The sequence below is a fragment of the Streptomyces sp. CG4 genome, assembly GCF_041080655.1.
Classification (GTDB): Bacteria; Actinomycetota; Actinomycetes; order Streptomycetales; family Streptomycetaceae; genus Streptomyces.
This window is the reverse complement of the sequence record NZ_CP163525.1, coordinates 6,209,512-6,229,159: the sequence shown is the minus strand read 5'-3', so window position 1 is coordinate 6,229,159 and position 19,648 is coordinate 6,209,512. Positions and strand designations below refer to the sequence as shown.

At 68.5% G+C, this 19,648-nt stretch carries 24 protein-coding genes and 1 pseudogene; 13 read left to right on the top strand and 12 right to left on the bottom strand.

Annotated features, from left to right (window positions below):
• Window positions 1-5: 5 nt before the first annotated feature.
• From AB5L52_RS28395 to AB5L52_RS28380, 4 genes are all read right to left on the bottom strand, one after another.
• Window positions 6-2,396, bottom strand: a complete 2,391-nt coding sequence (locus AB5L52_RS28395; RefSeq protein WP_369366968.1) for a hypothetical protein — start codon at window positions 2,394-2,396, stop codon at window positions 6-8.
• Window positions 2,393-2,842 carry a DUF6507 family protein gene (locus AB5L52_RS28390; RefSeq protein WP_369366967.1) on the bottom strand — a complete coding sequence of 150 codons (450 nt, stop codon included), beginning with the start codon at window positions 2,840-2,842 and terminating at the stop codon, window positions 2,393-2,395. The genes AB5L52_RS28395 and AB5L52_RS28390 overlap by 4 nt, the downstream gene beginning before the upstream one ends.
• Before the next feature lie 81 nt (window positions 2,843-2,923).
• A complete protein-coding gene (locus tag AB5L52_RS28385) occupies window positions 2,924-3,238 on the bottom strand; it encodes a pore-forming ESAT-6 family protein (RefSeq protein WP_351026754.1) in 315 nt (104 codons plus the stop codon).
• Between the two features lie 41 nt (window positions 3,239-3,279).
• On the bottom strand, window positions 3,280-3,612 hold the full coding sequence (locus tag AB5L52_RS28380; protein WP_351026556.1) for a hypothetical protein: 333 nt from the start codon (window positions 3,610-3,612) through the stop codon (window positions 3,280-3,282).
• A gap of 184 nt (window positions 3,613-3,796) precedes the next feature.
• Here AB5L52_RS28380 and AB5L52_RS28375 point away from each other — a divergent pair, with 184 nt between their 5' ends.
• The gene (locus AB5L52_RS28375) at window positions 3,797-4,288 is read left to right on the top strand and encodes a hypothetical protein (protein ID WP_369366964.1); all 492 of its coding nucleotides are present in this window, start codon (window positions 3,797-3,799) and stop codon (window positions 4,286-4,288) included.
• A gap of 51 nt (window positions 4,289-4,339) precedes the next feature.
• Here AB5L52_RS28375 and AB5L52_RS28370 read toward each other — a convergent pair whose 3' ends face one another.
• A complete protein-coding gene (locus AB5L52_RS28370) occupies window positions 4,340-4,537 on the bottom strand; it encodes a DUF397 domain-containing protein (RefSeq protein WP_351026747.1) in 198 nt (65 codons plus the stop codon).
• Window positions 4,538-4,545: 8 nt separating this feature from the next.
• Entirely contained in the window at window positions 4,546-5,382 is an 837-nt protein-coding gene (locus AB5L52_RS28365) for a helix-turn-helix domain-containing protein (RefSeq protein ID WP_369366963.1), read from the bottom strand.
• 182 nt (window positions 5,383-5,564) lie between these two features.
• Here AB5L52_RS28365 and AB5L52_RS28360 point away from each other — a divergent pair, with 182 nt between their 5' ends.
• From AB5L52_RS28360 to rbsD, 9 genes and pseudogenes are all read left to right on the top strand, one after another.
• Complete coding sequence (locus AB5L52_RS28360; RefSeq protein WP_369366961.1) at window positions 5,565-5,975, top strand: ATP-binding protein; 411 nt, start codon at window positions 5,565-5,567, stop codon at window positions 5,973-5,975.
• A complete protein-coding gene (locus AB5L52_RS28355; RefSeq protein ID WP_369366959.1) occupies window positions 5,975-6,907 on the top strand; it encodes a hypothetical protein in 933 nt (310 codons plus the stop codon). Before AB5L52_RS28360 ends, AB5L52_RS28355 begins: the two co-directional genes overlap by 1 nt.
• A gap of 8 nt (window positions 6,908-6,915) precedes the next feature.
• Window positions 6,916-7,191, top strand: a pseudogene (locus AB5L52_RS28350) (hypothetical protein); the annotation flags it as partial.
• Window positions 7,192-7,353: 162 nt separating this feature from the next.
• Complete coding sequence (locus AB5L52_RS28345; protein ID WP_369366957.1) at window positions 7,354-7,596, top strand: hypothetical protein; 243 nt, start codon at window positions 7,354-7,356, stop codon at window positions 7,594-7,596.
• A 199-nt stretch (window positions 7,597-7,795) separates the two neighbouring features.
• On the top strand, window positions 7,796-8,812 hold the full coding sequence (locus tag AB5L52_RS28340; protein ID WP_369366955.1) for a LacI family DNA-binding transcriptional regulator: 1,017 nt from the start codon (window positions 7,796-7,798) through the stop codon (window positions 8,810-8,812).
• Window positions 8,809-10,341 carry a sugar ABC transporter ATP-binding protein gene (locus AB5L52_RS28335; protein ID WP_351031123.1) on the top strand — a complete coding sequence of 511 codons (1,533 nt, stop codon included), beginning with the start codon at window positions 8,809-8,811 and terminating at the stop codon, window positions 10,339-10,341. The genes AB5L52_RS28340 and AB5L52_RS28335 overlap by 4 nt, the downstream gene beginning before the upstream one ends.
• Window positions 10,331-12,283 (top strand): substrate-binding domain-containing protein, encoded by a 1,953-nt coding sequence (locus AB5L52_RS28330; RefSeq protein WP_369366952.1) that lies wholly within the window; start codon window positions 10,331-10,333, stop codon window positions 12,281-12,283. Before AB5L52_RS28335 ends, AB5L52_RS28330 begins: the two co-directional genes overlap by 11 nt.
• Window positions 12,284-12,365: 82 nt before the next feature.
• Window positions 12,366-13,268, top strand: a complete 903-nt coding sequence (locus tag AB5L52_RS28325) for a ribokinase (protein ID WP_351031119.1) — start codon at window positions 12,366-12,368, stop codon at window positions 13,266-13,268.
• Window positions 13,265-13,645, top strand: coding sequence for a D-ribose pyranase (rbsD, locus tag AB5L52_RS28320; RefSeq protein WP_369366950.1), 381 nt, complete (start codon window positions 13,265-13,267; stop codon window positions 13,643-13,645). The genes AB5L52_RS28325 and rbsD overlap by 4 nt, the downstream gene beginning before the upstream one ends.
• 114 nt (window positions 13,646-13,759) lie before the next feature.
• Here the strand turns inward: rbsD and AB5L52_RS28315 are convergent, their stop codons facing one another.
• The 3 genes from AB5L52_RS28315 to AB5L52_RS28305 all read right to left on the bottom strand — a co-directional run bounded on the left by AB5L52_RS28315 (window position 13,760) and on the right by AB5L52_RS28305 (window position 14,637).
• On the bottom strand, window positions 13,760-14,077 hold the full coding sequence (locus AB5L52_RS28315) for a type II toxin-antitoxin system PemK/MazF family toxin (protein ID WP_351031114.1): 318 nt from the start codon (window positions 14,075-14,077) through the stop codon (window positions 13,760-13,762).
• On the bottom strand, window positions 14,077-14,289 hold the full coding sequence (locus tag AB5L52_RS28310; RefSeq protein WP_351031112.1) for a type II toxin-antitoxin system CcdA family antitoxin: 213 nt from the start codon (window positions 14,287-14,289) through the stop codon (window positions 14,077-14,079). Before AB5L52_RS28310 ends, AB5L52_RS28315 begins: the two co-directional genes overlap by 1 nt.
• Window positions 14,290-14,364: 75 nt before the next feature.
• Window positions 14,365-14,637: a hypothetical protein gene (locus AB5L52_RS28305; protein WP_351031111.1), complete on the bottom strand. Its 273-nt coding sequence runs from the start codon at window positions 14,635-14,637 to the stop codon at window positions 14,365-14,367.
• A 200-nt stretch (window positions 14,638-14,837) separates the two neighbouring features.
• Here AB5L52_RS28305 and AB5L52_RS28300 point away from each other — a divergent pair, with 200 nt between their 5' ends.
• The 3 genes from AB5L52_RS28300 (at window position 14,838) to AB5L52_RS28290 (ending at window position 16,403) form a co-directional block, all read left to right on the top strand.
• On the top strand, window positions 14,838-15,662 hold the full coding sequence (locus tag AB5L52_RS28300) for a Scr1 family TA system antitoxin-like transcriptional regulator (protein ID WP_369366947.1): 825 nt from the start codon (window positions 14,838-14,840) through the stop codon (window positions 15,660-15,662).
• A complete protein-coding gene (locus tag AB5L52_RS28295) occupies window positions 15,649-15,876 on the top strand; it encodes a DUF397 domain-containing protein (RefSeq protein ID WP_351031106.1) in 228 nt (75 codons plus the stop codon). Before AB5L52_RS28300 ends, AB5L52_RS28295 begins: the two co-directional genes overlap by 14 nt.
• An 80-nt stretch (window positions 15,877-15,956) precedes the next feature.
• Entirely contained in the window at window positions 15,957-16,403 is a 447-nt protein-coding gene (locus tag AB5L52_RS28290) for a hypothetical protein (protein WP_351031103.1), read from the top strand.
• Between the two features lie 43 nt (window positions 16,404-16,446).
• Here AB5L52_RS28290 and AB5L52_RS28285 read toward each other — a convergent pair whose 3' ends face one another.
• The 3 genes from AB5L52_RS28285 to AB5L52_RS28275 are packed head-to-tail and all read right to left on the bottom strand — an operon-like array spanning window position 16,447 to window position 19,582.
• Window positions 16,447-17,286, bottom strand: coding sequence for a sugar phosphate isomerase/epimerase family protein (locus tag AB5L52_RS28285; protein ID WP_351031100.1), 840 nt, complete (start codon window positions 17,284-17,286; stop codon window positions 16,447-16,449).
• Window positions 17,283-18,434, bottom strand: coding sequence for a dihydrodipicolinate synthase family protein (locus AB5L52_RS28280; RefSeq protein WP_369366945.1), 1,152 nt, complete (start codon window positions 18,432-18,434; stop codon window positions 17,283-17,285). The genes AB5L52_RS28285 and AB5L52_RS28280 overlap by 4 nt, the downstream gene beginning before the upstream one ends.
• Entirely contained in the window at window positions 18,431-19,582 is a 1,152-nt protein-coding gene (locus AB5L52_RS28275) for a Gfo/Idh/MocA family oxidoreductase (protein WP_351562919.1), read from the bottom strand. The genes AB5L52_RS28280 and AB5L52_RS28275 overlap by 4 nt, the downstream gene beginning before the upstream one ends.
• Between the last annotated feature and the right edge of the window lie 66 nt (window positions 19,583-19,648).

Genomic DNA, 19,648 nt, shown 5'->3' with positions numbered 1-19,648 from the left:
CTGCCCTAATGACTGATGGGGAAGAAGGTTCGCCAGTAGCCGTTGTCAAAGATCTTCGGGGTCTGTCCTGGGCCCCTCAATCTGGACACCCCTACCTTATTCGTGGGCGCCATGACCGGGACGCCAAGTTCATTGGCCAACGCTTGCGCAGCAGGCACATCCAGAGATCCCTCGGCCACTGTCCCACTATGGCAGGAAATCAGCCTGACAGGTCCACCATCGTAGCCGGGGTTGTTCCTGATGGCTTCAGCAATGTGCGTGGGATGCGTCTCGCCGGCAGGGAAGCTCACGTCGGAGTGGTTCACCCGGCCAGGCACGAAGTGCCCCCGGTTGTTTCCATGCACCACAACATCGTGGTAACCCTCCAAAGGCTTGACCTTTTCAAAATTGGTCAACGTGCTGTCGTCATAACCAACCGCTGTTGAACCTTCCCGGAAGTACACATGGTCACCCGTTTCCAACACAATATCGCCCGGCACCTTGGGCGGGGCAGGGACCGTCGAATCCGTGCCCCATTTCGCCTCGTAATCCCGCCCATTCGCCATGTGGATCGGATCATCACCCGACATGGTTGGAGAGCCGCCCTCATGCGCAGCGGTCCCGTCATGGCTCATGCCGTCCGACACGTTTTCCGTGTGGTCGTGGCCTGGCGCCCCATCCGGTTCCGGATGATGGCTGGGCTCGCCTCCCGGGTGCGATCCGTGCGCGGCGTCACTGCTTGAATGTGACGTGTCGGGCACTCCATGACCGCTGTGTCCTCCACCGCCGACGGCATCGTGAACAACGTTCGTCGACGCATGCGAGGCATGTGCAGAGTGTGCTCCGTCAGTGATGAGGTTATCGGCGGAAGTTGCAGTCCCTCCGGCGGCGCTTTCACCCATGTGCCCAGAGTCGTCCCCGACGTGGGGGACTGCGCCGACCAGGGCGGGTTCCTTGGCTGGGGAGCCGGTATGCAGGACGTCCGAGCCATCCGGGGACTGCTTTGCGATGTCCTGGGAGCCGCCCTCGCGGTGCATCAGCGTGTTGCCGTGGTGATCGACGATGTTGCCGTGTTCGTCGGCGAACAGTGCCGGTTCGCCCTCGGGTGTGTGGAGGGGTTCGGTGCCCGCGGGATGCAGTGGGGCGTTGTCGGGCAACTTGACGTTGCCGTTCGGGAGTTCGACGCCGCCCTTGGGGATGTCCACCCCTTCGGGGAGGTGGACGGTCCCGTCGGGCAGGTGCACCGTGCCCTCGGGCAGGGTGATCGCGTTGTCGGGGATCTTGGGGATGTCGATCTTCCCGGCGCCCTTCAGGGCCTTGCCGATGTCGCCGATCTTGGACAGTCCGGCGCCGGCGCCCTTCATCACGTACGTCATCGGGTCGATGACCCTGCCGACCTTGCCCGCCACCGAGATCGCCTTGGCCACCGCGCCGGCCTTGCCCGCACCCGCCACCGCCGCACCCTCACCACCGGTGAACACCGTCGTCAGCACATTGAAGGTGACCCCACCCGCGGCGCGCGCGGGGTTCTTGCCCCACTCGTCCCACGCCAGCAACGCCTTACCGGTCTGCTTCATCGTGTTGCGCGACTCACGCAGCCACGAGGGCATGTACTTGTCCGGCACCAGCAAGAACGCCGCCGCCGTCACCGGATTGGCCATGAACTCCAGCGCCGTCGCCAGCTGCGCCAGACCCTTCCAGGCCTGCTTCATCGCATCCCAGCCATCGACACCCACCAGGGTCCCCAGACCCTTGATCGTGCCCCAGATCCCGTCCACACAAATGCCGTCCCACAGGAACGACTTCGCCCAGTGCCCGAACTCGTACCAGTGGTGCTTCTGCTCCACCGGATCACCCCACGGCAACCCCTTCGCACCCTTCAGGTCCGAAGCGTTGTAGCCGTACATGTCCGACCTGTTGGAGCCATCCCCGGCGACCATCTGCGTCCCGTGCCAGATCGCCGTGATCTTGTTGTGGCACGTCCGCTCCGCCGCCCAGAACGCCGCCACCGCCGCCGTCACATCATCACGCAGCTGGTTGTTCTTCTTGACCTTGTCCTCGTCGTACTCCCAGTCGTGATCACCCTTGACCGAGTCGACGAACGCCACCGCGTCATGCCTGAGCTGCTTCAGCTTCGCCACCAGCGGACGGATCTCCGCCGCATACCCCGACAACGCCGACGACACCGTCTCCAGATGCGTGGCGAACGCATCCGAACGGTCCGCCACCGGCCGCGTCGAGCCGAACAGCTTCTCCGCCTCCGGAGCCTGATAGAACCCCCGCAGCTTCTGGAACTGCCCATGCACATCCGCACCCGTGGAACGGACCAGCCCGGCATCCTTCTTCAGCGCACCGTAATCCTTCTCCAACTGCTCCAGATCACCAGTGAACTCAGGAATCTCCTCCGGCTTGATCACGCCTGGCCCACTCCCGGCATCTTCACCCCGGGCATCGACGCATCACGCTGCGCACGCGCGGCCATCGCCTCGTCCCCGTCCATGTACGCCTTCGTCGCATCCACCGCACCCTGCAACGACTTACCCGCCCGCGCCGCGATGAACTGCAAGTCCTTCGTCGCACGCTCCGCATACTGCGACAACGCCAACGCCACCAGACCGCCCGACGACTTCCCGCCGTCCTTGCCCTGGCCACCCTGACCGCCATGACCGCCATGACCGCCATGACAGCCATGACCACCGTGACCGCCGGAGCCGCCGTCCGCGGAGATCGTGCCCGCACTCGACGCCGCCGACTGCAGATGCGTACCGAAATCGTTCGCGTACGTCTCCAGATGCGACGCCGTCTTCTCCGTCGTCGTCAGCACATGATTGATGCCCTGCGGATGCAGATCCCAGCCCGTCATACCCACCCCCGTGAACCCGGCACCCAGCCGTCACGAACCATCAAGAACAAGCGATCAGGAACACACGGCCAAGACCGCCGTTCAGCCGATGTTGTCCACCGCGGACTTCGCCCTCGCCAGCGTCGAATGCGCCGTCGAGTCGTTCTTCTCCATCGTCGTCTTCAGCAGATGAATGATGTTCCGCACCTCCTGCGACGCATGATTCCAACGACGCTCCTTGCCGTGGTACTCATCCGCCACACCATCCGCCGTGAAGTCCGCCATCGCCTTCTTCACCTGCTTGTCCCGCGCCCCGATGACCGTCTCCAACTGAGCGATCACCCCCGCGAGATTCCCCTGCACATCCGCCGACGCCGACGTGTCGTACGACCGACGATCCGCATTCGCACCCGCCATCACACACCACTCCCCGAAAAAGTTCCGAAACGCACAGACACTCAGCGGCCCGAGAAACGCGCCGCGTCGAAGTTGGCCGAACCCATCTGCCGCTTCGCGTTGTCACCCTGCTCCTGGTCACCCGTACTGAACGCACTGTCCATCCCGGACTGACCACCCAGGATCGCCCCCAGCGACCCATTCAGCTCCTTCGCGATCCCGTCCGCCCGCGCCTTGAACTGATCGAACGCCGCACGACCCGCACCGTTGAACTTCCCCTCCAACGGCTCCGCCGCCTGCACCAACTGCCGGATCAACGTCCCCAGATCCTGACTCGACCCACGCGAATCACGCATCAACGTCGACAACGTCTGCGCACCCATGTCGAACTTCATATGGCCTCCCCCGGTACGGGCTGATAAGAAACGTTTCCGCCCTTGCCATGCTCACAGCTGGCGATCGCACCTGCAACCGTCTAACGTCACAGCCCCGCCACAGAGCCCTCGGCGCAAGCGAGTCCCTCCACACGACCGACGGTACTGGTGGGGTCTGACAATGGCACTGTTACCGTGCCTGCCCATGTGGGGAGCCAACAGGACCGACGCCGTCGGGGAGTTCCAGGCCCGTATCGAGGCCGCCGTCACGGACACGCCGTATCGCATGAGCCGTACAGGGCAGGGATTCGAGCTGACCGTTGACGTCCCCAGCCGGGAACGGCAACGGCAGGTGCACACCTACCGCGTCGTGCTGCGCCGGCAGGAGCGGGCATTCACCATGACGGACATCGTCCGCACCGTCGGATACGGGGCCGGCCCGGGCGGTGTCCGCCTGGGCAAGACGGTGTCCGCCGGGCGGATCCTGTATGTCGTCAAGGGCGGGACGCCGGACGGCACCGGGCGATACCGCTTCTCGTCGGCCGACGGCCATCGCCTGATCCGGGGCGTGGCCCAGGAACTGGGGTGGCAGGAACTGCGGCCCACGAGCGTGAAGGTTGGCATCGGCTTCGGCATCTTCGGCGGCCTCGTCGTCCTCGGCACGCTGATCGGCCTGGCCGTTGCCTTCTGGCCCTGAACAGGGCGATACGGCTGAGGCCTCGCGCCGGTGCGGGCGCAGTCGCAGGCGCTACGGTGTCACGTCCCGCTTCTTCAGGGCCCCGAGGAACGCGGTGAAGGAGGGGGCGGGGAAGGTGAGGGTAGCTCGGGTGGGGGTCTTCGAGTCACGTATGGCTATGTGGGTGGGGGTGGCGGCGATCTCCACGCATTCGTTGCCGTCGCCTTCGCCGGAATAGGACGACTTCCGCCAGTTGTCGAGTGGGCTCATGGGAGGCTTCACAGCTCCTTGGTCAGATCGCGCATGAAGTCCCGCGACCGGTCGGGGTCGAGCGATACGCGCTCCACCTTACGGAAGCGCGTTCGATAGGTACCGAGCTGAGCTTCGGAGTCGATGAACACGGAACCGTGAGGTGCATCCCGTACCACGGTGTCCAGCTTGGGCAGGGTGCCGCCCACATACGTCATCGCGCTGGAGGCTCTGGCGAAGCCGTCCAGATCGAAGGGGATGACGCGCACGGTGATGTGGTCGGCTTCGGAGAGCTCAAGGAGCCGGGTGAGTTGAGCCCTTGCGGTGGCACGGTCGCTGACTCTGATCCGAAGGGCCGCCTCATGGATCACCGCTTCGTACGGGATGCTGAACTCCTGGCGGGCCCTACGGTGCTGGATGCGCAACTCGACTTCCTCGCCGGTCAGTTCCGGCAGCCTGGACAAGAAGACGGCACGCGAGTAGTCCTCCGTCTGCAGCAGGCCCGGCACATAGAGGATTGCTACGTGGCGCAGGAATCGGGCGTGGTGCTCCAACTCGGACAGGTCCAGGAATGACGTAGGAAGCCGGCCCCGGTACTCCTCCCACCAACCTCGTGTCCGGTCCGTGGCCATCTCGACCAAGGCATCGATGAACTCCGCGTTTGTACAGGCGTAATGGGACGCGAGTCGACGCAGCCGCTCTTCACTGACTCCCGTGAGGCCTGATTCGATGTGGCTCATCTGGACCCTGTTCACCCCGAGTAGCGCCGCCGCTTGGACGGCGGTGAGTCCTGCCGCCTCGCGCAGCCTGCGCAATTCGACTCCCAGGCGCAGCTGACGGGCTGTTGGTTCGCGCCTCTGGACCATGGGGGGGTTGCTCCTCCTCTTTCGGGGGCGGATCGCGCGATCAGCTTGCCACGGGTTACACGTTACCCCTACCTTCGGTGACGTAGCGCACACGTAGCGGAAGCGCACCGCGCTGTCCTCCCATGACGGCTGCAAGGCCACCGCGCGCCAAATCCCTCTCTGTGTACTGGAGTTGATGACGCATGCCCGAAAACGAAGCCTGGGACTACACGCTCTACGTCCCCAACGACCTCAGAGCCGTCACGGTGTGCCGCCGCACCCTGCGCCTGATTCTGACCCTGCATGGGTTGATCGGGATCGTGGACACGGCGGAGTTGCTGGCGGCTGAGCTGGTGTCCAATGCCGTGCGGCATACGAAGGGGCCGGCGGCGTTGAGGGTGCGTCGTACCCCGGAGGGCACGGTGTGGATCGGGGCGTGGGACACCGATCCCGCTCCGCCGGATCCGCCGCGTCCGCTGGAGCAGGTGGCGGAGCTGGAGGACGGGCGGGGGCTGGGGCTGGTGAAGGCCTGTGCGGAGTACTGGGGGTGGCAGCCCACGGCACGGTTCGGGGACCGGGGAAAGTACGTGTGGTGTGAGCTGGGGGCCGCGTGATGGTCGGCTCGTCGCATGAGGCGTTGCATCGGATCTTTCAGAAGGATCCGACGCTGCTGACGAAGGCGTTACAGAAGGTGCTGCACGTGCCCTTCCCCGAGCCTCGGGAGATCGCCGCGCTGAACGTGGACCTCACCGAGATCGAACCGGTCGAGCGCCGGGTGGACACCCTGCTGCGGGCGGAGACGGACAAGGGCACGTACCTGCTGGTGGTGGAGTCGCAGGGGAAGGCGGACGAGCGGAAACGGGGCAGCTGGCCTTATTACCTCTCGTACTTGCATGAGAAGTACCGCTGCGAGCCCGTGCTCATCGTCATCACCCAGAGCAGCAGGACGGCGCAGTGGGCATCGAAGCCGATCCGGTTCGGCTTCCCGGGCTGGGACTCGATGACGGTACGGCCGCTGGTGCTGGGTCCGGACAACGTGCCGGTGATCTCGGACGAGCGGCAGGCCGAGCGGGACGTACCTCTTGCGGTGCTCTCGGCCATGACACACGGGCGTGGCCCGCAGGCTCCGGCCATACTGGAATCCCTGGCCGCCGCCCTGCGGACCATCGACCCCGACAGTGCCGCAGTCTTCGTGCAGTTTGTCGACTCCTGCCTGGCCGACCCCCAGGCGAAGCAGATGTGGAGGGACCTGATGACCGCGATCCAGTACTTCTGGCGACACCCGCTCGCGGAACAGGTACGCGCGGAAGGCCGCGATCAAGGCCTGGAAGAAGGTCTGGAACAAGGCCTGGAGCAAGGCCTCGAACAGGGCCGGGCCGAGGCCAAGGCCGAGATGGTGCTCCAGATTCTGGAATGGCGCCGCATCCCGGTACTTGACGCCGACCGCAAGCGAGTGGCGGCGTGCAGGGACCTCGCCCAGCTGGAGGCCTGGGCCCAGCGCGCCGTACACGCCACGAGCGCGGCGGAGCTGTTCGACGCGGAGTGACGAGGATGGCGATCCAGTACTTCTGGCGACACCCCCTGGCGGAGCAGGTGCGCGCGGAAGGCAGGGAACAAGGCAGGGAACAAGCCAGGGAAGAGGGCAGAGCCGAGGGCCGTATCGAGGGTCGCAGGGAGATGATCCTGCGCATCCTGGAGTGGCGGGGAATCCCGGTGGCAGATGGGACCCGCGAGCGAGTCACCGCCTGTACGGACCTCGCCCAGCTGGAGGTATGGGCCCAGCGCGCCGTACACGCCACAGACGCGGCGGGGTTGTTCGGCACGGAGTGAGCAGCCCGGTCCCTTGGGTATGCCGAAGGCCCGCGTCCGGGAAGACGCGGGCCTTCGTCCCTGGAAGCGGACGATCAGGGGCTCGGGTCAATGGGCCGGTGACAGTCCCTTCCGCAAGGGGCGGCTGACGGAAAAGGGGTGTGTCAGGCCGCCGCCTGGGCCATGACCAACGGGATCCGGGGAGAGCTGGGCGGCACGGGCGTCCTGGTCGTCGGCGTGCACTGCGGGTACATCGACACGGACATGGCCGCCCATGTCACCGGCTTGAAGAACACCCCGGAGTCGATCGCCGCGCAGGCCTTCGACGCCGTGGAGGCGGGCCGTACGGAAGTCCTCGCCGACGAGCGCACCCGGCGGGCCAAGGCGGATCTGAGCCGGCCCGGGCCCGGCACCGACCCCGCCTAGACCTCGCCTAGACCCCGCCCAGACCACGTCTAGACCCCGGTGCCGGCCCTTCCTGGCCTCCGGTCACGATTAGGTTTCGGTCAACGTTCAACCTCTTGCCTTCGCCCTGTGTAATCGATTCCAATCCTTCCTGCGGCACAACGTGGAATCGATTACACGCCTGGCCGCCAAGGAGTCTCACGAGGAGGTGAGTCCGGGGATGGCGAGCATCAAGGACGTCGCCGCTGCAGCCGGCGTGTCCGTCGCCACGGTCTCGCGTGTCCTGAACGCGCATCCGTCGGTCAGTGCCGACGCACGGGCGCGTGTGCTGGCCGCCGTCGAAGCGCTGGGGTATCGGCCCAACGCCGTCGCCCGGTCGCTGCGTACCGACCAGACCCACACCCTCGGGCTGGTGATCAGCGATGTGCTGAACCCCTACTTCACCGAGCTGGCCCGCTCCGTCGAGGAGGAGGCACGGGCGCTCGGGTACAGCGTGATCATCGGGAACGCCGACGAGCGGCCCGAGCTGCAGGACCACCACGTGCGGAATCTGCTCGACCGGCGGATCGACGGGCTCCTCGTGTCCCCCACCGATGGGGGGTCGCCGCTCATGCTCGACGCCGCTCGGGCCGGGACTCCCATGGTGTTCGTGGACCGGTGGATCCCGGGCCTGGACGTGCCCGTCGTACGCGCCGACGGGCGGGCGGCCGTACGGGATCTGGTCGCGCATCTGCATGGGCTCGGGCATCGGCGGCTCGCCATCATCGCCGGGCCCGCCGCCACCACGACCGGCAGTGAGCGTGTCGAGGCCTTCCGGGCCGCGCTCGCCGAGCACGGGCTTCCGCTTCCCGATGCCTACATCGGCCAGGGCGACTTCCAGGCCGAGAGCGGGCGGCGGGTCACCGAGGGGTTTCTGGATCTGCCTCGGCCGCCGGAGGTCGTCTTCGCCGCCGACAATCTCATGGCACTCGGTGCGCTCGACGCGGTACGCGCGCGTGGACTGCGCGTTCCGGACGACATCGCGCTCGCCGCGTTCGACGACATCCCCTGGTTCGTGCACACCGATCCGCCCGTCACCGCGATCGCCCAGCCGACCGGTGAGCTGGGGCGGGCCGCCGTACGGGCCCTCGTCGACCGCATCGAGGGGCGGGCGGCCGCGTCCGTCACCCTCTCCGCCCGGCTCGTCGTGCGCCGCTCGTGCGGCGAGCATCCCCAGAAGAACAGGAGCACGTCGTGAGCGACCCGGACGAGTTGCTGCGCATCGAGGGCATACGGAAGACCTTCCCCGGCGTGGTCGCGCTCGACGGCGTCGACTTCGATCTGCGCCGGGGTGAGGTCCATGTGCTGCTCGGTGAGAACGGCGCCGGCAAGAGCACGCTGATCAAGATGCTCTCCGGTGCCCATACGCCCGATGCCGGGCGGATCTGGGCAGGCGGCCGCGAAGTGCGTATTCATGGCGCCCAGGACGCCGAGCGGCTCGGGATCGCCACCATCTACCAGGAGTTCAACCTCGTACCGGACCTGACCGTCGCCGAGAACATCTTCCTCGGGCGGCAGCCCCGGCGCTTCGGGATGATCGACCGGAAGCGGATGGAGGCCGAGGCCGAGGCGCTGCTGCAGCGGGTGGGGGTCGCCGTGTCCCCACGCGCGCGTGTGCGTGAACTCGGCATCGCGCGACTGCAGATGGTCGAGATCGCCAAAGCGCTCAGCCTGGACGCGCGCGTGCTCATCATGGACGAGCCGACCGCCGTGCTCACCGCGGAGGAGGTCGAGAAGCTCTTCGGCATCGTGCGCCAACTGCGCGCCGACGGGGTCGGGATCGTCTTCATCACCCATCATCTGGAGGAGATCGCCGCCCTGGGGGACCGGGTCACCGTCATCCGGGACGGGCGTAGCGTCGGGCAGGTCCCGGCGTCGACTCCCGAGGACGAGCTCGTACGGCTCATGGTCGGGCGGTCCATCGAGCAGCAGTATCCGCGGCAACGGGCCGACCGCGGCGCCGCGTTGCTGTCCGTCGAGGGGCTCACCCGGGACGGGGTGTTCCATGACGTGAGCTTCGAGGTGCACGCCGGGGAGGTCGTCGGGATCGCCGGGCTGGTGGGCGCCGGGCGTACCGAGGTCGTACGGGCCGTGTTCGGAGCCGATCCGTACGACGGCGGGGCCGTCACCGTCTCCGGGACGCGGCTCAAGCGGCATGACGTGAACGCCGCCATGGCCGCCGGGATCGGGCTCGTGCCCGAGGACCGCAAGGGTCAGGGGCTGGTGCTCGGCGCCTCCGTCGAGGAGAACCTCGGGCTCGTGACGATGCGCGCCGCCACCCGGGCCGGGCTCGTCGACCGCAGGAGCCAGCGCGCGGCCGCCGAGCGGATCGCCGCGCAGCTGGGCGTGCGGATGGCCGGGCTGGGGCAGCAGGTGCGGACCCTGTCCGGTGGCAATCAGCAGAAGGTCGTCATCGGCAAGTGGCTGCTGGCCGACACCAAGGTGCTGATCCTCGACGAGCCGACGCGCGGGATCGACGTCGGCGCGAAGGTCGAGATCTATCAGTTGATCAACGAGCTGACCGCCGCCGGGGCCGCCGTACTCATGATCTCCAGCGATCTGCCGGAGGTGCTCGGTATGAGCGACCGGGTGCTGGTCATGGCCCAGGGCCGGATCGCCGGCGAGCTGCGAGCGGCCGACGCCACGCAGGACGCCGTCATGGCGCTCGCCGTCTCCACTCCCACCACTGACGACAACACCGCGAAGGAGGCCTCCCGTGGCCACTGACACGCTGGGGAGCCGGGCGGGCGCGAATGGCGCCCCGGGCGGCCTGCGCCGGCTGCTCCTCGACAACGGCGCGCTCACCGCGCTGATCGTCCTGGTCATCGCCCTGTCGGCGCTGTCCGGGGACTTCCTCACGACCGACAATCTGCTCAACATCGGCGTCCAGGCGGCCGTTACGGCCATCCTGGCCTTCGGTGTGACCTTTGTGATCGTCTCGGCCGGTATCGATCTCTCGGTCGGGTCCGTGGCCGCGCTGTCGGCGACCGTGCTGGCCTGGAGCGCCACGCAGCACGGGGTGCCGGTGGCGGTCGCCGTGCTGCTCGGGCTCGGCACGGGCGTCGTGGCCGGTCTGGTGAACGGATTCCTCATCGCCTACGGCAAGTTGCCGCCGTTCATCGCGACGCTGGCGATGCTGTCCGTGGGGCGCGGTCTGGCCCTGGTGATCTCCCAGGGCTCCCCCATCGCCTTCCCCGGCTCGGTCTCGCACCTCGGGGACACGCTCGGCGGCTGGCTGCCGGTGCCCGTGCTGGTCATGGTCGTGATGGGGCTCGTCGCCGCGCTCGTGCTGGGGCGGACGTACATCGGGCGCTCCATGTACGCCATCGGCGGCAACGAGGAAGCCGCGCGGCTGTCCGGGCTGCGCGTGCCGCGGCAGAAGCTCGCGATCTACGCGCTGTCCGGGGTGTTCGCGGCCGTCGCCGGTGTCGTGCTGGCGTCCCGGCTCTCCTCGGCGCAGCCGCAGGCCGCCGACGGCTACGAGCTGGACGCGATCGCGGCGGTCGTCATCGGCGGGGCCTCCCTCGCGGGCGGCACCGGCAAGGCGTCCGGCACGCTGATCGGCGCGCTGATCCTGGCGGTGCTCAGGAACGGCCTCAACCTGCTGAGCGTCTCGGCCTTCTGGCAGCAGGTCGTGATCGGTGTGGTCATCGCGCTGGCGGTGCTGCTGGACACCGTGCGCCGCAGCGCCGGGGCGACTCCGGTGGCAACCGGGCCCGGCGGAGGCGGCAAGGGCAAGCAGGCCGCCACGTACGCCCTCGCGGCCGTCGCGACCGTGGCGGTCGTGGGCGCGACCTCCTTCCTGCACGGCGGCTCGTCGTCCTCCACGACCCCGCGCATGGGCCTGTCGCTGTCCACCCTCAACAACCCGTTCTTCGTGCAGATCCGGGCCGGTGCCCAGGCCGAGGCGAAGCGGCTGGGCGTGGACCTGACCGTCACCGACGCGCAGAACGACGCCTCCCAGCAGGCCAACCAGCTGCAGAACTTCACCAGTTCGGGCCTGGGCGCGATCATCGTGAACCCGGTGGACTCGGACGCGGCGGGCAACTCGGTGAAGGCCGCCGGCCAGGCGAAGATCCCGGTGATCGCCGTCGACCGGGGCGTCAACAAGGCCGACGTGGACACGCTGGTGGCGTCCGACAACGTGGCGGGCGGTGAACTGGCCGCGAAGACGGTCGCCGAGAGGCTCGGTGGCAAGGGCAAGATCGTGATTCTGCAGGGCCAGGCGGGCACGTCGGCGGCCCGGGAGCGGGCGCAGGGCTTCGCGAACGGGCTGAAGGCCTACCCGGGCATCCAGGTGCTGGCCCAGCAGCCCGCCGACTTCGACCGCACCAAGGGCCTCGACGTGATGTCGAACCTGCTGCAGGCTCATCCGGACGTGCAGGGTGTCATCGCGGCCAACGACGAGATGGCGCTCGGCGCGATCAAGGCGCTCGGCTCCAAGGCGGGCAGCTCCGTGCAGGTGGTCGGTTTCGACGGCACCCCGGACGGGCTGACGGCGGTGAAGAACGGCACGCTGTACGCGTCGGTCGCCCAACAGCCGACGCAATTGGGGAGGATTGCCGTGGACAACGCGCTGAGCGCGGTCCAGGGCAAGAAGGTGGAGCCGACGGTGAAGGTACCGGTGAAGGTGGTCACGAAGGACAACGTGGCCGGTTTCAGCGGCTGACGACGGTCAGCCGGCAACGCACAGGTGTCCATGGGCGGGTCATCTCTCAGGGGAACAACAGGGGAACAAGGGGAGTCAACTGATGTACGGCTACGACCTGTTGGTCGTGGGTTCGGCCAACGCCGACCTGGTGATCGATGTCGAGCGGCGGCCGGCCGCCGGTGAAACGGTGCTCGGCGGCGACCTGGCCGTCCACCCGGGCGGCAAGGGAGCGAACCAGGCGGTCGCCGCCGCCCGGCTCGGCGCGGGTACGGCCCTGCTGGCCCGGGTCGGTGACGACACCTACGGCCGGCTGCTCCTCGACTCCCTGCGCGCGGACGGTGTCGACACGGTCGGCGTGCTGGTGGGCGGGGCGCCGACGGGCGTGGCGCTGATCACCGTGGACCCCTCGGGCGACAACAGCATCGTGGTGTCGCCCGGCGCCAACGCCCGGCTCGCCCCGGCGGACGTCCGGGCGGCGGTGAGCCTGTTCCTGGCCTCCCGGGTGGTGTCGGCGCAACTGGAGATCCCGCTGGAGACGGTCGTGGAGGTCGTACGGAATCTGGCCCCGGACAGCCGCTTCGTGCTGAACCCGTCGCCGCCGAGGCCCCTGCCCACGGAGGTGCTGGCGGCCTGCGATCCGCTGATCGTCAACGAGCACGAGGCACGGGTGATCCTCGGCGAGTCCTGTGTGAGCGAGGACCCGGCGGACTGGGCGCGGCTGCTGCTGGCCAAGGGCCCGCGCTCGGTGGTGGTGACGCTGGGTGCGGAGGGGGCGCTGGTGTGCGACTCCAGTGGTGTCCTTGCCGTGCCGTCGGTGAAGGTGGACGCGGTGGACACGACGGGCGCGGGCGACGCGTTCACGGCCGCGCTGGCCTGGAAGCTCGGGTCGGGTGCGCAGCTGCGGGAGGCGGCGGCCCATGCGGCCCGGGTGGGCGCGGCGGCGGTGACGAGGCGGGGCGCGCAGGAGTCGTATCCGACGGCGGAAGAGGTCGAGGAGCTGTGAAGAAGGCGGGGATCCTCAACCGCCATCTCGCGGGTGCCCTGGCCGAGTTGGGGCACGGTGACGGGGTGCTGGTGTGCGACGCGGGCATGCCGATCCCGGCCGGGCCGCGCGTGGTGGACCTGGCGTTCCGCGCCGGCGTCCCGTCCTTCGCCGAGGTCCTGGACGGCCTGCTGGCCGAGCTGGTGGTGGAGGGCGCGACGGCGGCGCGGGAGCTGCGCGGTCCCCATCGGGTTCTCCTGGACAGCCACTTCCCCGGGCTGGAGCTGGTCCCGCACGAACGCCTGAAGCAACTCTCGGCGGACGCCCGCCTGGTGGTCCGCACCGGGGAGGCCCGGCCGTACGCGAATGTGCTGCTGCGGTGCGGGGTGTTCTTCTAGGCGAGCGGGGCGCGGCGCGGGCCTGCGGACGGGCGTCGCCGCCCTCCGCGTGCAGGGCGGCGCGCTGTCGGCATCTCTGCCGGCGAGACACCCATGACCTTCGCCTCCTCAGAATCAGGTGAGATCCAGGGTGACGCGCAGGGCGGCGGAGATCCGGTCCATGGTCTCCGTGTCGACGGTGCCGAGAAACTCCCCGGCCTGAAGGCGCTTGTCGGTCAGCGCGGTGAGGTCAACTGCGACGGCCGCGCCGCGCACCGGGTGGGCCACAGGGATGGTGACGACGGTGTCCGGGGCACCCCGAGTCTCGTCAATCATCATGCACACGGCGGTACCGGGCAGGGCATCCAGAGCGGCGTCCGACTCGACGATGACCACCGCTCGGCTCTTGGTGGCCAGCTGGACACGCCAGACCTGGCCGCGAGCCAACGCCATCACGCGACATCCTCACCGAAGATGTCGGCGAGTTCCTCGGTGTCGTTCGCGGCCTGCTCGCGCCAGGCTCGCACGGCGGGCGCCGCGTCGCGCAGCTGCTGGGCCCGAAGCGCGTGCTCGACGTAGGCCGACAGGTTGCCGCCGGAGGCGGCACGGGCGTGGGCAACGAGATCGGCCGGCAGGCTGACCGTGGTGCGCATACGAGTCTTCATACAAACCAGCATACTCCTGTATGACGCACCCCGGGACCATTGACCCTGCGCGGCAGCGGGTGGGACAGTCACCGACTACTCTCGGCCGAGCCGTGCACCCCTGCTCTCCGCGACCCGCTTGACGTCCGTCAGGGACTCGCTGAGCCGTCGGGCGAGGTAGCGCAACTCGTCGCCGGTCAGCCTTTGCTCGGCGGGGAGTTCGGTCGCGTGGTCCAACAGACCCGCCGCCATACCGAGTTGCACGCTCTCGATCTGGTCCGCGAGCCGGGAGACGTATCCCGTGCCGTCACCCATCAGGTAGCAGGGCTTGCCGTCCGCACCGGTCCAGGGAAGCAGGCGCCCGCTCATGCGTAGGTCTCCACGAGGTCGAGATAGGGCCGGAGCAATGGCTCGACCAGCCGGGCGAGGAGATGTGTCATGCCGACCTGCTTTCTCACCTGCGGTGACTGCGTTCTGTGGCGAATTCCTCACAGAGTGGGGTCGGGGCTGGCTACGCTGCCAGGGGCGGGGACTTGACAGCGCCTTTGTCAGGAACGGGAGTTGGCCGGATGAGCGAGCGCCAGAAGCCTCGGACGCAACGCGAGAAGTACGGAGAGGAGCTGAGGCTGCGGCGGATCGCGGCCGGTCTCACCCAGGAACAACTGGGCGAACTGATCGTGTGCTCGCCCACGTTGATCAGTCATTACGAGGCGGGGAGACGGCTGCCGAGTCCCGATGACGCGCGGCGGATCGACCAGGCATTGTCGACGGACGGATTCTTCTCGCGGTGGCTGGAGGACCTGGAGTCGAAGTACATCGACCACTTCGCAGCCGTGGCCGAACTGGAGAAACAAGCCACGCTGATCCAGCAGTTCGCGCTCTCTCTGGTACCAGGCGTGCTCCAGACCGAGGGCTACGCGCGCGCCCTCTTCCGGGCGTACCGGCCGAATCACACGGCGGAGGAACTTGACGAAGCCGTTGTCATTCGAACAAAGCGTGCCCGGATTCTCGACGGGCCGTCGAAGCCGGTCGTCTGGACGTTGCTCGACGAGTCCGTGCTGCGGCGCCGCGTCGGTGGCCCGCAGATCATGGCCGAACAGCTGCACAAGATCGCGGACATGGCCGAGGCCGGGCGGCTCCGGCTGCATGTGCTTCCGTACGGTGTCGGGGCACACTCGCTTCAGCAGAGCCTGCTCACGCTCATGAGCTTCGAGGACTCTGCTCCAGTGGCCTATGCCGAAGGCTTTCTCACCGGCAATCTGATGGACGATCCGGCGCTGGTGGCCGCCAGCCAGACCGCCTACGCTCTTGCGCTGAGCGACGCGTTGTCGCAGCAGGAATCACTGGCCGCAGTCAGGGCGGCAGCGGAGGAACACGCACATGGTCAGCAGTGAGCACACCGTCTCCGACTCGTCCATGCTCACCGGGTGGTACAAGTCCAGCTACAGCGGCGGCGACCAAGGTGAATGCCTCGAAGTCGCACGCGGTCACGCCGTCGTCCCCGTCCGCGACAGCAAAGCCGTAACCGGCCCGGCACTGCTCTTCTCCACCGACGGCTGGCAGTCATTCGTGACCGCCGTCAAGGACGGTCGGATCGGCGACAGCTGAGAGAGGCATCTCGAACCCGAACATGATTGGATCTTCGCCGTCGCCCTTCGCGACAGGAAACCGATCAGGGAACGGGGAACATGCGTAGGACAGTTACCGGTGCGGCCGCCCTCGCCACGGCGGTGCTGCTGCTGACGGGATGCGGCGGCAGCGGCAAGGACTCGGGCCAGGGCCAGGGCAGCGACAAGGCGGCCTCGCCGAGCGCGCCGTCGGCGGCCAAGACGGCCGACAAGGCCACCCACACCGTGACGCTGCAGGTCACCGGCGAGGGCAGCACCATGGTGATGTACAACCTGTCGAGCGATGGCTCCGGGACGCAGAAGCTGCCGTGGACGAAGACGGAGACCATCCATCTCACCCCTGCTGAACAGCGGGTGGGATACCTGGTGTCGGTCGTCCCGGGCTCGGTCCAGGGCACCGGCGGAATGCTGAAGATGGCATCCTGCGTGATCAAGGTCGATGGCAAGCAAGTCGCCGACAACAACGGCGGCAAGACCAACAAGCCCTGCGAGTACAAGGTCAAGTAGGGCGAGCCCTGGCTCGACCCGGTGTGCCGGGTCGAGCCGCGGACTACGAGCGGATCACCCGCTCCACGAACCGCTCCGCCGTCTCCGCCAGCACTTCCCGGCCGTCCCTGGCCCATAGATCGTCGTTGAAGAGTTCGACCTCGATGGGACCGGCGTAGCCGGCCGCCTCCACATAGCCCCGCCACTCGCGCAGGTCGATCGCACCGTCGCCGATCTGGCCCCGGCCGGTGAGGACACCCTCGGGCAACGGGGTGATCCAGTCGGCGAGTTGGAAGGTGTGGATACGGCCGCCCGCGCCCGCCCGGGCGATCTGCGCCGGAGCCTGGTCGTCCCACCAGATGTGATACGTGTCCACCGTCACCCCGACCTGGTGCGCCGGGAAGCGTTCGGCCAGGTCCAGGGCCTGGGCCAGGGTCGAGACCACGCAGCGGTCGGCGGCGTACATGGGGTGCAGGGGCTCGATGGCCAGACGGACGCCATGGTTCTCGGCGTACGGCGCCAGTTCGGCGAGGGCGTCGGCGATGCGTTCGCGGGCCGCCCGCAGGTCCTTGCTGCCGGGCGGGAGGCCGCCGGAGACCAGGACCAGGGTGTCCGTGCCGAGCGTGGCCGCCTCCTCGATCGCGCGCCGGTTGTCCGCCAGCGCCGCCGCGCGGGCCTCCGGGTCGATCGCCGTGAAGAAGCCGCCGCGGCACAGGGTCGTCACCGTCAGGCCCGCCTCGCGGATCAGCTTCGCCGTCTCCGTCAGGCCGTACTCCTGGACCGGTTCCCGCCACAGGCCCACCCGGCCCACACCCAACTGGCCGCAGGCATCAACGAGTTCCGGCATCGACAGCTGCTTCACCGTCATCTGGTTGATGCTGAAGCGCGAGAGATCGGCCGTCATGAGGTCACCCCGTACAGCGACAGCAGCGTCTTCATCCGCTCCTCCGCGAGCTTCGGGTCCGGGAACAGGCCGAGGCCGTCGGCGAGTTCGTAGGCGCGGGCGAGGTGCGGGAGGGAGCGGGCCGACTGGAGGCCGCCGACCATCGTGAAGTGCGTCTGGTGGCCCGCGAGCCAGGCCAGGAAGACGACGCCCGTCTTGTAGAAGCGGGTCGGGGTCTGGAAGAGGTGGCGGGACAGCGCGACCGTGGGGTCCAGCAGGTTCCGGAAGCCGGCCGTGTCGCCCGTGTCCAGGACCCGTACCGCCTGCGCCGCCAGCGGGCCCAGCGGGTCGAAGATGCCGAGCAGGGCGTGGCTGAAGCCGTGCTCGTCGCCCGCGATCAGCTCGGGGTAGTGGAAGTCGTCGCCGGTGTAGCAGCGGACCCCACGGGGCAGTCTGCGGCGCAGGCCGATCTCGCGCCGGGCGTCCAGCAGGGACACCTTGATGCCGTCGACCTTGTCGGGGTGGGCGGCGATGACCTCCAGGAACACCTCCGTCGCCGTGTCCAGGTCCGTCGCGCCCCAGTAGCCCGTCAGCGCCGGGTCGAACATCGGGCCCAGCCAGTGCAGGATCACCGGCTCGGCGGACTGGCGCAGCAGCCGGCCGTAGATCTCCAGGTAGTCCTCGGGGCCCGAAGCCGTAGCGGCCAGGGCCCGGGACGCCATCAGGATCGCCTGGGCGCCCGACTCCTCCACCACCGCGAGCTGTTCCTCGTAGGCCGCGCGGATCTCCGCGAGCGAGCCGCCCGTGAGCTGGTCGGTGCCGACCCCGCAGGCGATACGGCCGCCGACCGACCGCGCCTCGGCGGCGCTACGGCGGATCAGCTCGGCCGCGCCCGCCCAGTCCAGGCCCATGCCGCGCTGGGCGGTGTCCATGGCCTCGGCGACACCGAGTCCGTGCGACCACAGGTGGCGGCGGAAGGCGAGGGTGGCGTCCCAGTCGACGGCGGCGGGGGAATCGGGGGACACGTCGGCGTACGGGTCGGCCACGACGTGGGCCGCCGAGAAGACCGTACGGGAGGTGAAGGGGGTGCCCGACGAGCACACCAGGGGCTCGCCACGGGGCTCGTAGGTGCGCAGGGTGCCGTCGGCGGACGGGAGGCGGACGGTCACAGGGCGATCTCCGGTACCTCGATACGGCGGCCCTCGGCCGAGGACTTCAGGCCCAGCTCGGCGAGCTGGACGCCACGGGCGCCGGCCAGCAGGTCCCAGTGGTACGGGGCGTCGGCGTAGACGTGCTTGAGGAACAGCTCCCACTGGGCCTTGAAGCCGTTGTCGAAGTCCCCGTTGTCCGGCACCTCCTGCCACTGGTCGCGGAAGACCTCCGTCGCGGGGATGTCCGGGTTCCAGACCGGCTTGGGGGTCGCGGAGCGGTGCTGGGCGCGGCATCGGCGCAGGCCGGCGACGGCCGAGCCCTCGGTGCCGTCGACCTGGAACTCGACCAGTTCGTCGCGGTTGACCCGGACCGCCCAGGAGGAGTTGATCTGGGCGACGGCGCCGCCTTCGAGTTCGAAGATGCCGTACGCCGCGTCGTCCGCCGTCGCGTCGTAGGGCTTGCCGCTCTCGTCCCAGCGCTGCGGGATGTGGGTGGTGGCGAGGGCCTGGACGGACCTGACGCGGCCGAACAGCTCGTGCAGGACGTATTCCCAGTGCGGGAACATGTCGACGACGATGCCGCCGCCGTCCTCGGCGCGGTAGTTCCAGGAGGGGCGCTGGGCCGGCTGCCAGTCGCCTTCGAAGACCCAGTAGCCGAACTCGCCCCGCACGGACAGGATCCGGCCGAAGAAGCCGCCGTCGATGAGCCGCTTCAGCTTCAGCAGGCCCGGCAGGAAGATCTTGTCCTGCACCACGCCGTGCCTGATGCCCTTCTCCTGGGCGAGACGGGCGAGTTCGAGGGCGCCCGCCAGTCCCGTCGCCGTCGGCTTCTCGGTGTAGACGTGCTTGCCGGCGGCGATCGCCTTCTTGATCGACTCCTCGCGGGCGGAGGTGACCTGGGAGTCGAAGTAGATGTCCACGGACGGGTCGGCGAGCACCGCGTCCACGTCCGTCGAGATCTCCGCCAGGCCGTGGCGCTCGGCGATCTCCCTGAGCGCGTGCTCGCGGCGGCCCAGCAGGACCGGCTCGGGCCACAGCACGGTGCCGTCGCCGAGGCCGAGCCCGCCCGCCTCGCGCAGGGCGAGGATCGACCGGACGAGGTGCTGGCGGTGGCCCATGCGCCCGGTCACGCCGTTCATGGCGATACGCACCGTCTTGCGTGTCACGTCAGTCCCCTCTTCAACACTGGCAGCAAGCGCTTTCTATCGTGAGAAGCTAGCCTCTTCACACTG

Bases quoted from the DNA above. Each gene is read 5' to 3' on its own strand.
- AB5L52_RS28390 (WP_369366967.1), bottom strand. From the start codon at position 2,842: ATGACGGGCTGGGATCTGCATCCGCAGGGCATCAATCATGTGCTGACG.
- AB5L52_RS28385 (WP_351026754.1), bottom strand. From the start codon at position 3,238: ATGGCGGGTGCGAATGCGGATCGTCGGTCGTACGACACGTCGGCGTCG.
- AB5L52_RS28380 (WP_351026556.1), bottom strand. From the start codon at position 3,612: ATGAAGTTCGACATGGGTGCGCAGACGTTGTCGACGTTGATGCGTGAT.
- AB5L52_RS28375 (WP_369366964.1), top strand. From the start codon at position 3,797: ATGTGGGGAGCCAACAGGACCGACGCCGTCGGGGAGTTCCAGGCCCGT.
- AB5L52_RS28370 (WP_351026747.1), bottom strand. From the start codon at position 4,537: ATGAGCCCACTCGACAACTGGCGGAAGTCGTCCTATTCCGGCGAAGGC.
- AB5L52_RS28365 (WP_369366963.1), bottom strand. From the start codon at position 5,382: ATGGTCCAGAGGCGCGAACCAACAGCCCGTCAGCTGCGCCTGGGAGTC.
- AB5L52_RS28360 (WP_369366961.1), top strand. From the start codon at position 5,565: ATGCCCGAAAACGAAGCCTGGGACTACACGCTCTACGTCCCCAACGAC.
- AB5L52_RS28355 (WP_369366959.1), top strand. From the start codon at position 5,975: ATGGTCGGCTCGTCGCATGAGGCGTTGCATCGGATCTTTCAGAAGGAT.
- AB5L52_RS28345 (WP_369366957.1), top strand. From the start codon at position 7,354: ATGACCAACGGGATCCGGGGAGAGCTGGGCGGCACGGGCGTCCTGGTC.
- AB5L52_RS28340 (WP_369366955.1), top strand. From the start codon at position 7,796: ATGGCGAGCATCAAGGACGTCGCCGCTGCAGCCGGCGTGTCCGTCGCC.
- AB5L52_RS28325 (WP_351031119.1), top strand. From the start codon at position 12,366: ATGTACGGCTACGACCTGTTGGTCGTGGGTTCGGCCAACGCCGACCTG.
- AB5L52_RS28315 (WP_351031114.1), bottom strand. From the start codon at position 14,077: ATGGCGTTGGCTCGCGGCCAGGTCTGGCGTGTCCAGCTGGCCACCAAG.
- AB5L52_RS28310 (WP_351031112.1), bottom strand. From the start codon at position 14,289: ATGAAGACTCGTATGCGCACCACGGTCAGCCTGCCGGCCGATCTCGTT.
- AB5L52_RS28305 (WP_351031111.1), bottom strand. From the start codon at position 14,637: ATGAGCGGGCGCCTGCTTCCCTGGACCGGTGCGGACGGCAAGCCCTGC.
- AB5L52_RS28300 (WP_369366947.1), top strand. From the start codon at position 14,838: ATGAGCGAGCGCCAGAAGCCTCGGACGCAACGCGAGAAGTACGGAGAG.
- AB5L52_RS28295 (WP_351031106.1), top strand. From the start codon at position 15,649: ATGGTCAGCAGTGAGCACACCGTCTCCGACTCGTCCATGCTCACCGGG.
- AB5L52_RS28290 (WP_351031103.1), top strand. From the start codon at position 15,957: ATGCGTAGGACAGTTACCGGTGCGGCCGCCCTCGCCACGGCGGTGCTG.
- AB5L52_RS28285 (WP_351031100.1), bottom strand. From the start codon at position 17,286: ATGACGGCCGATCTCTCGCGCTTCAGCATCAACCAGATGACGGTGAAG.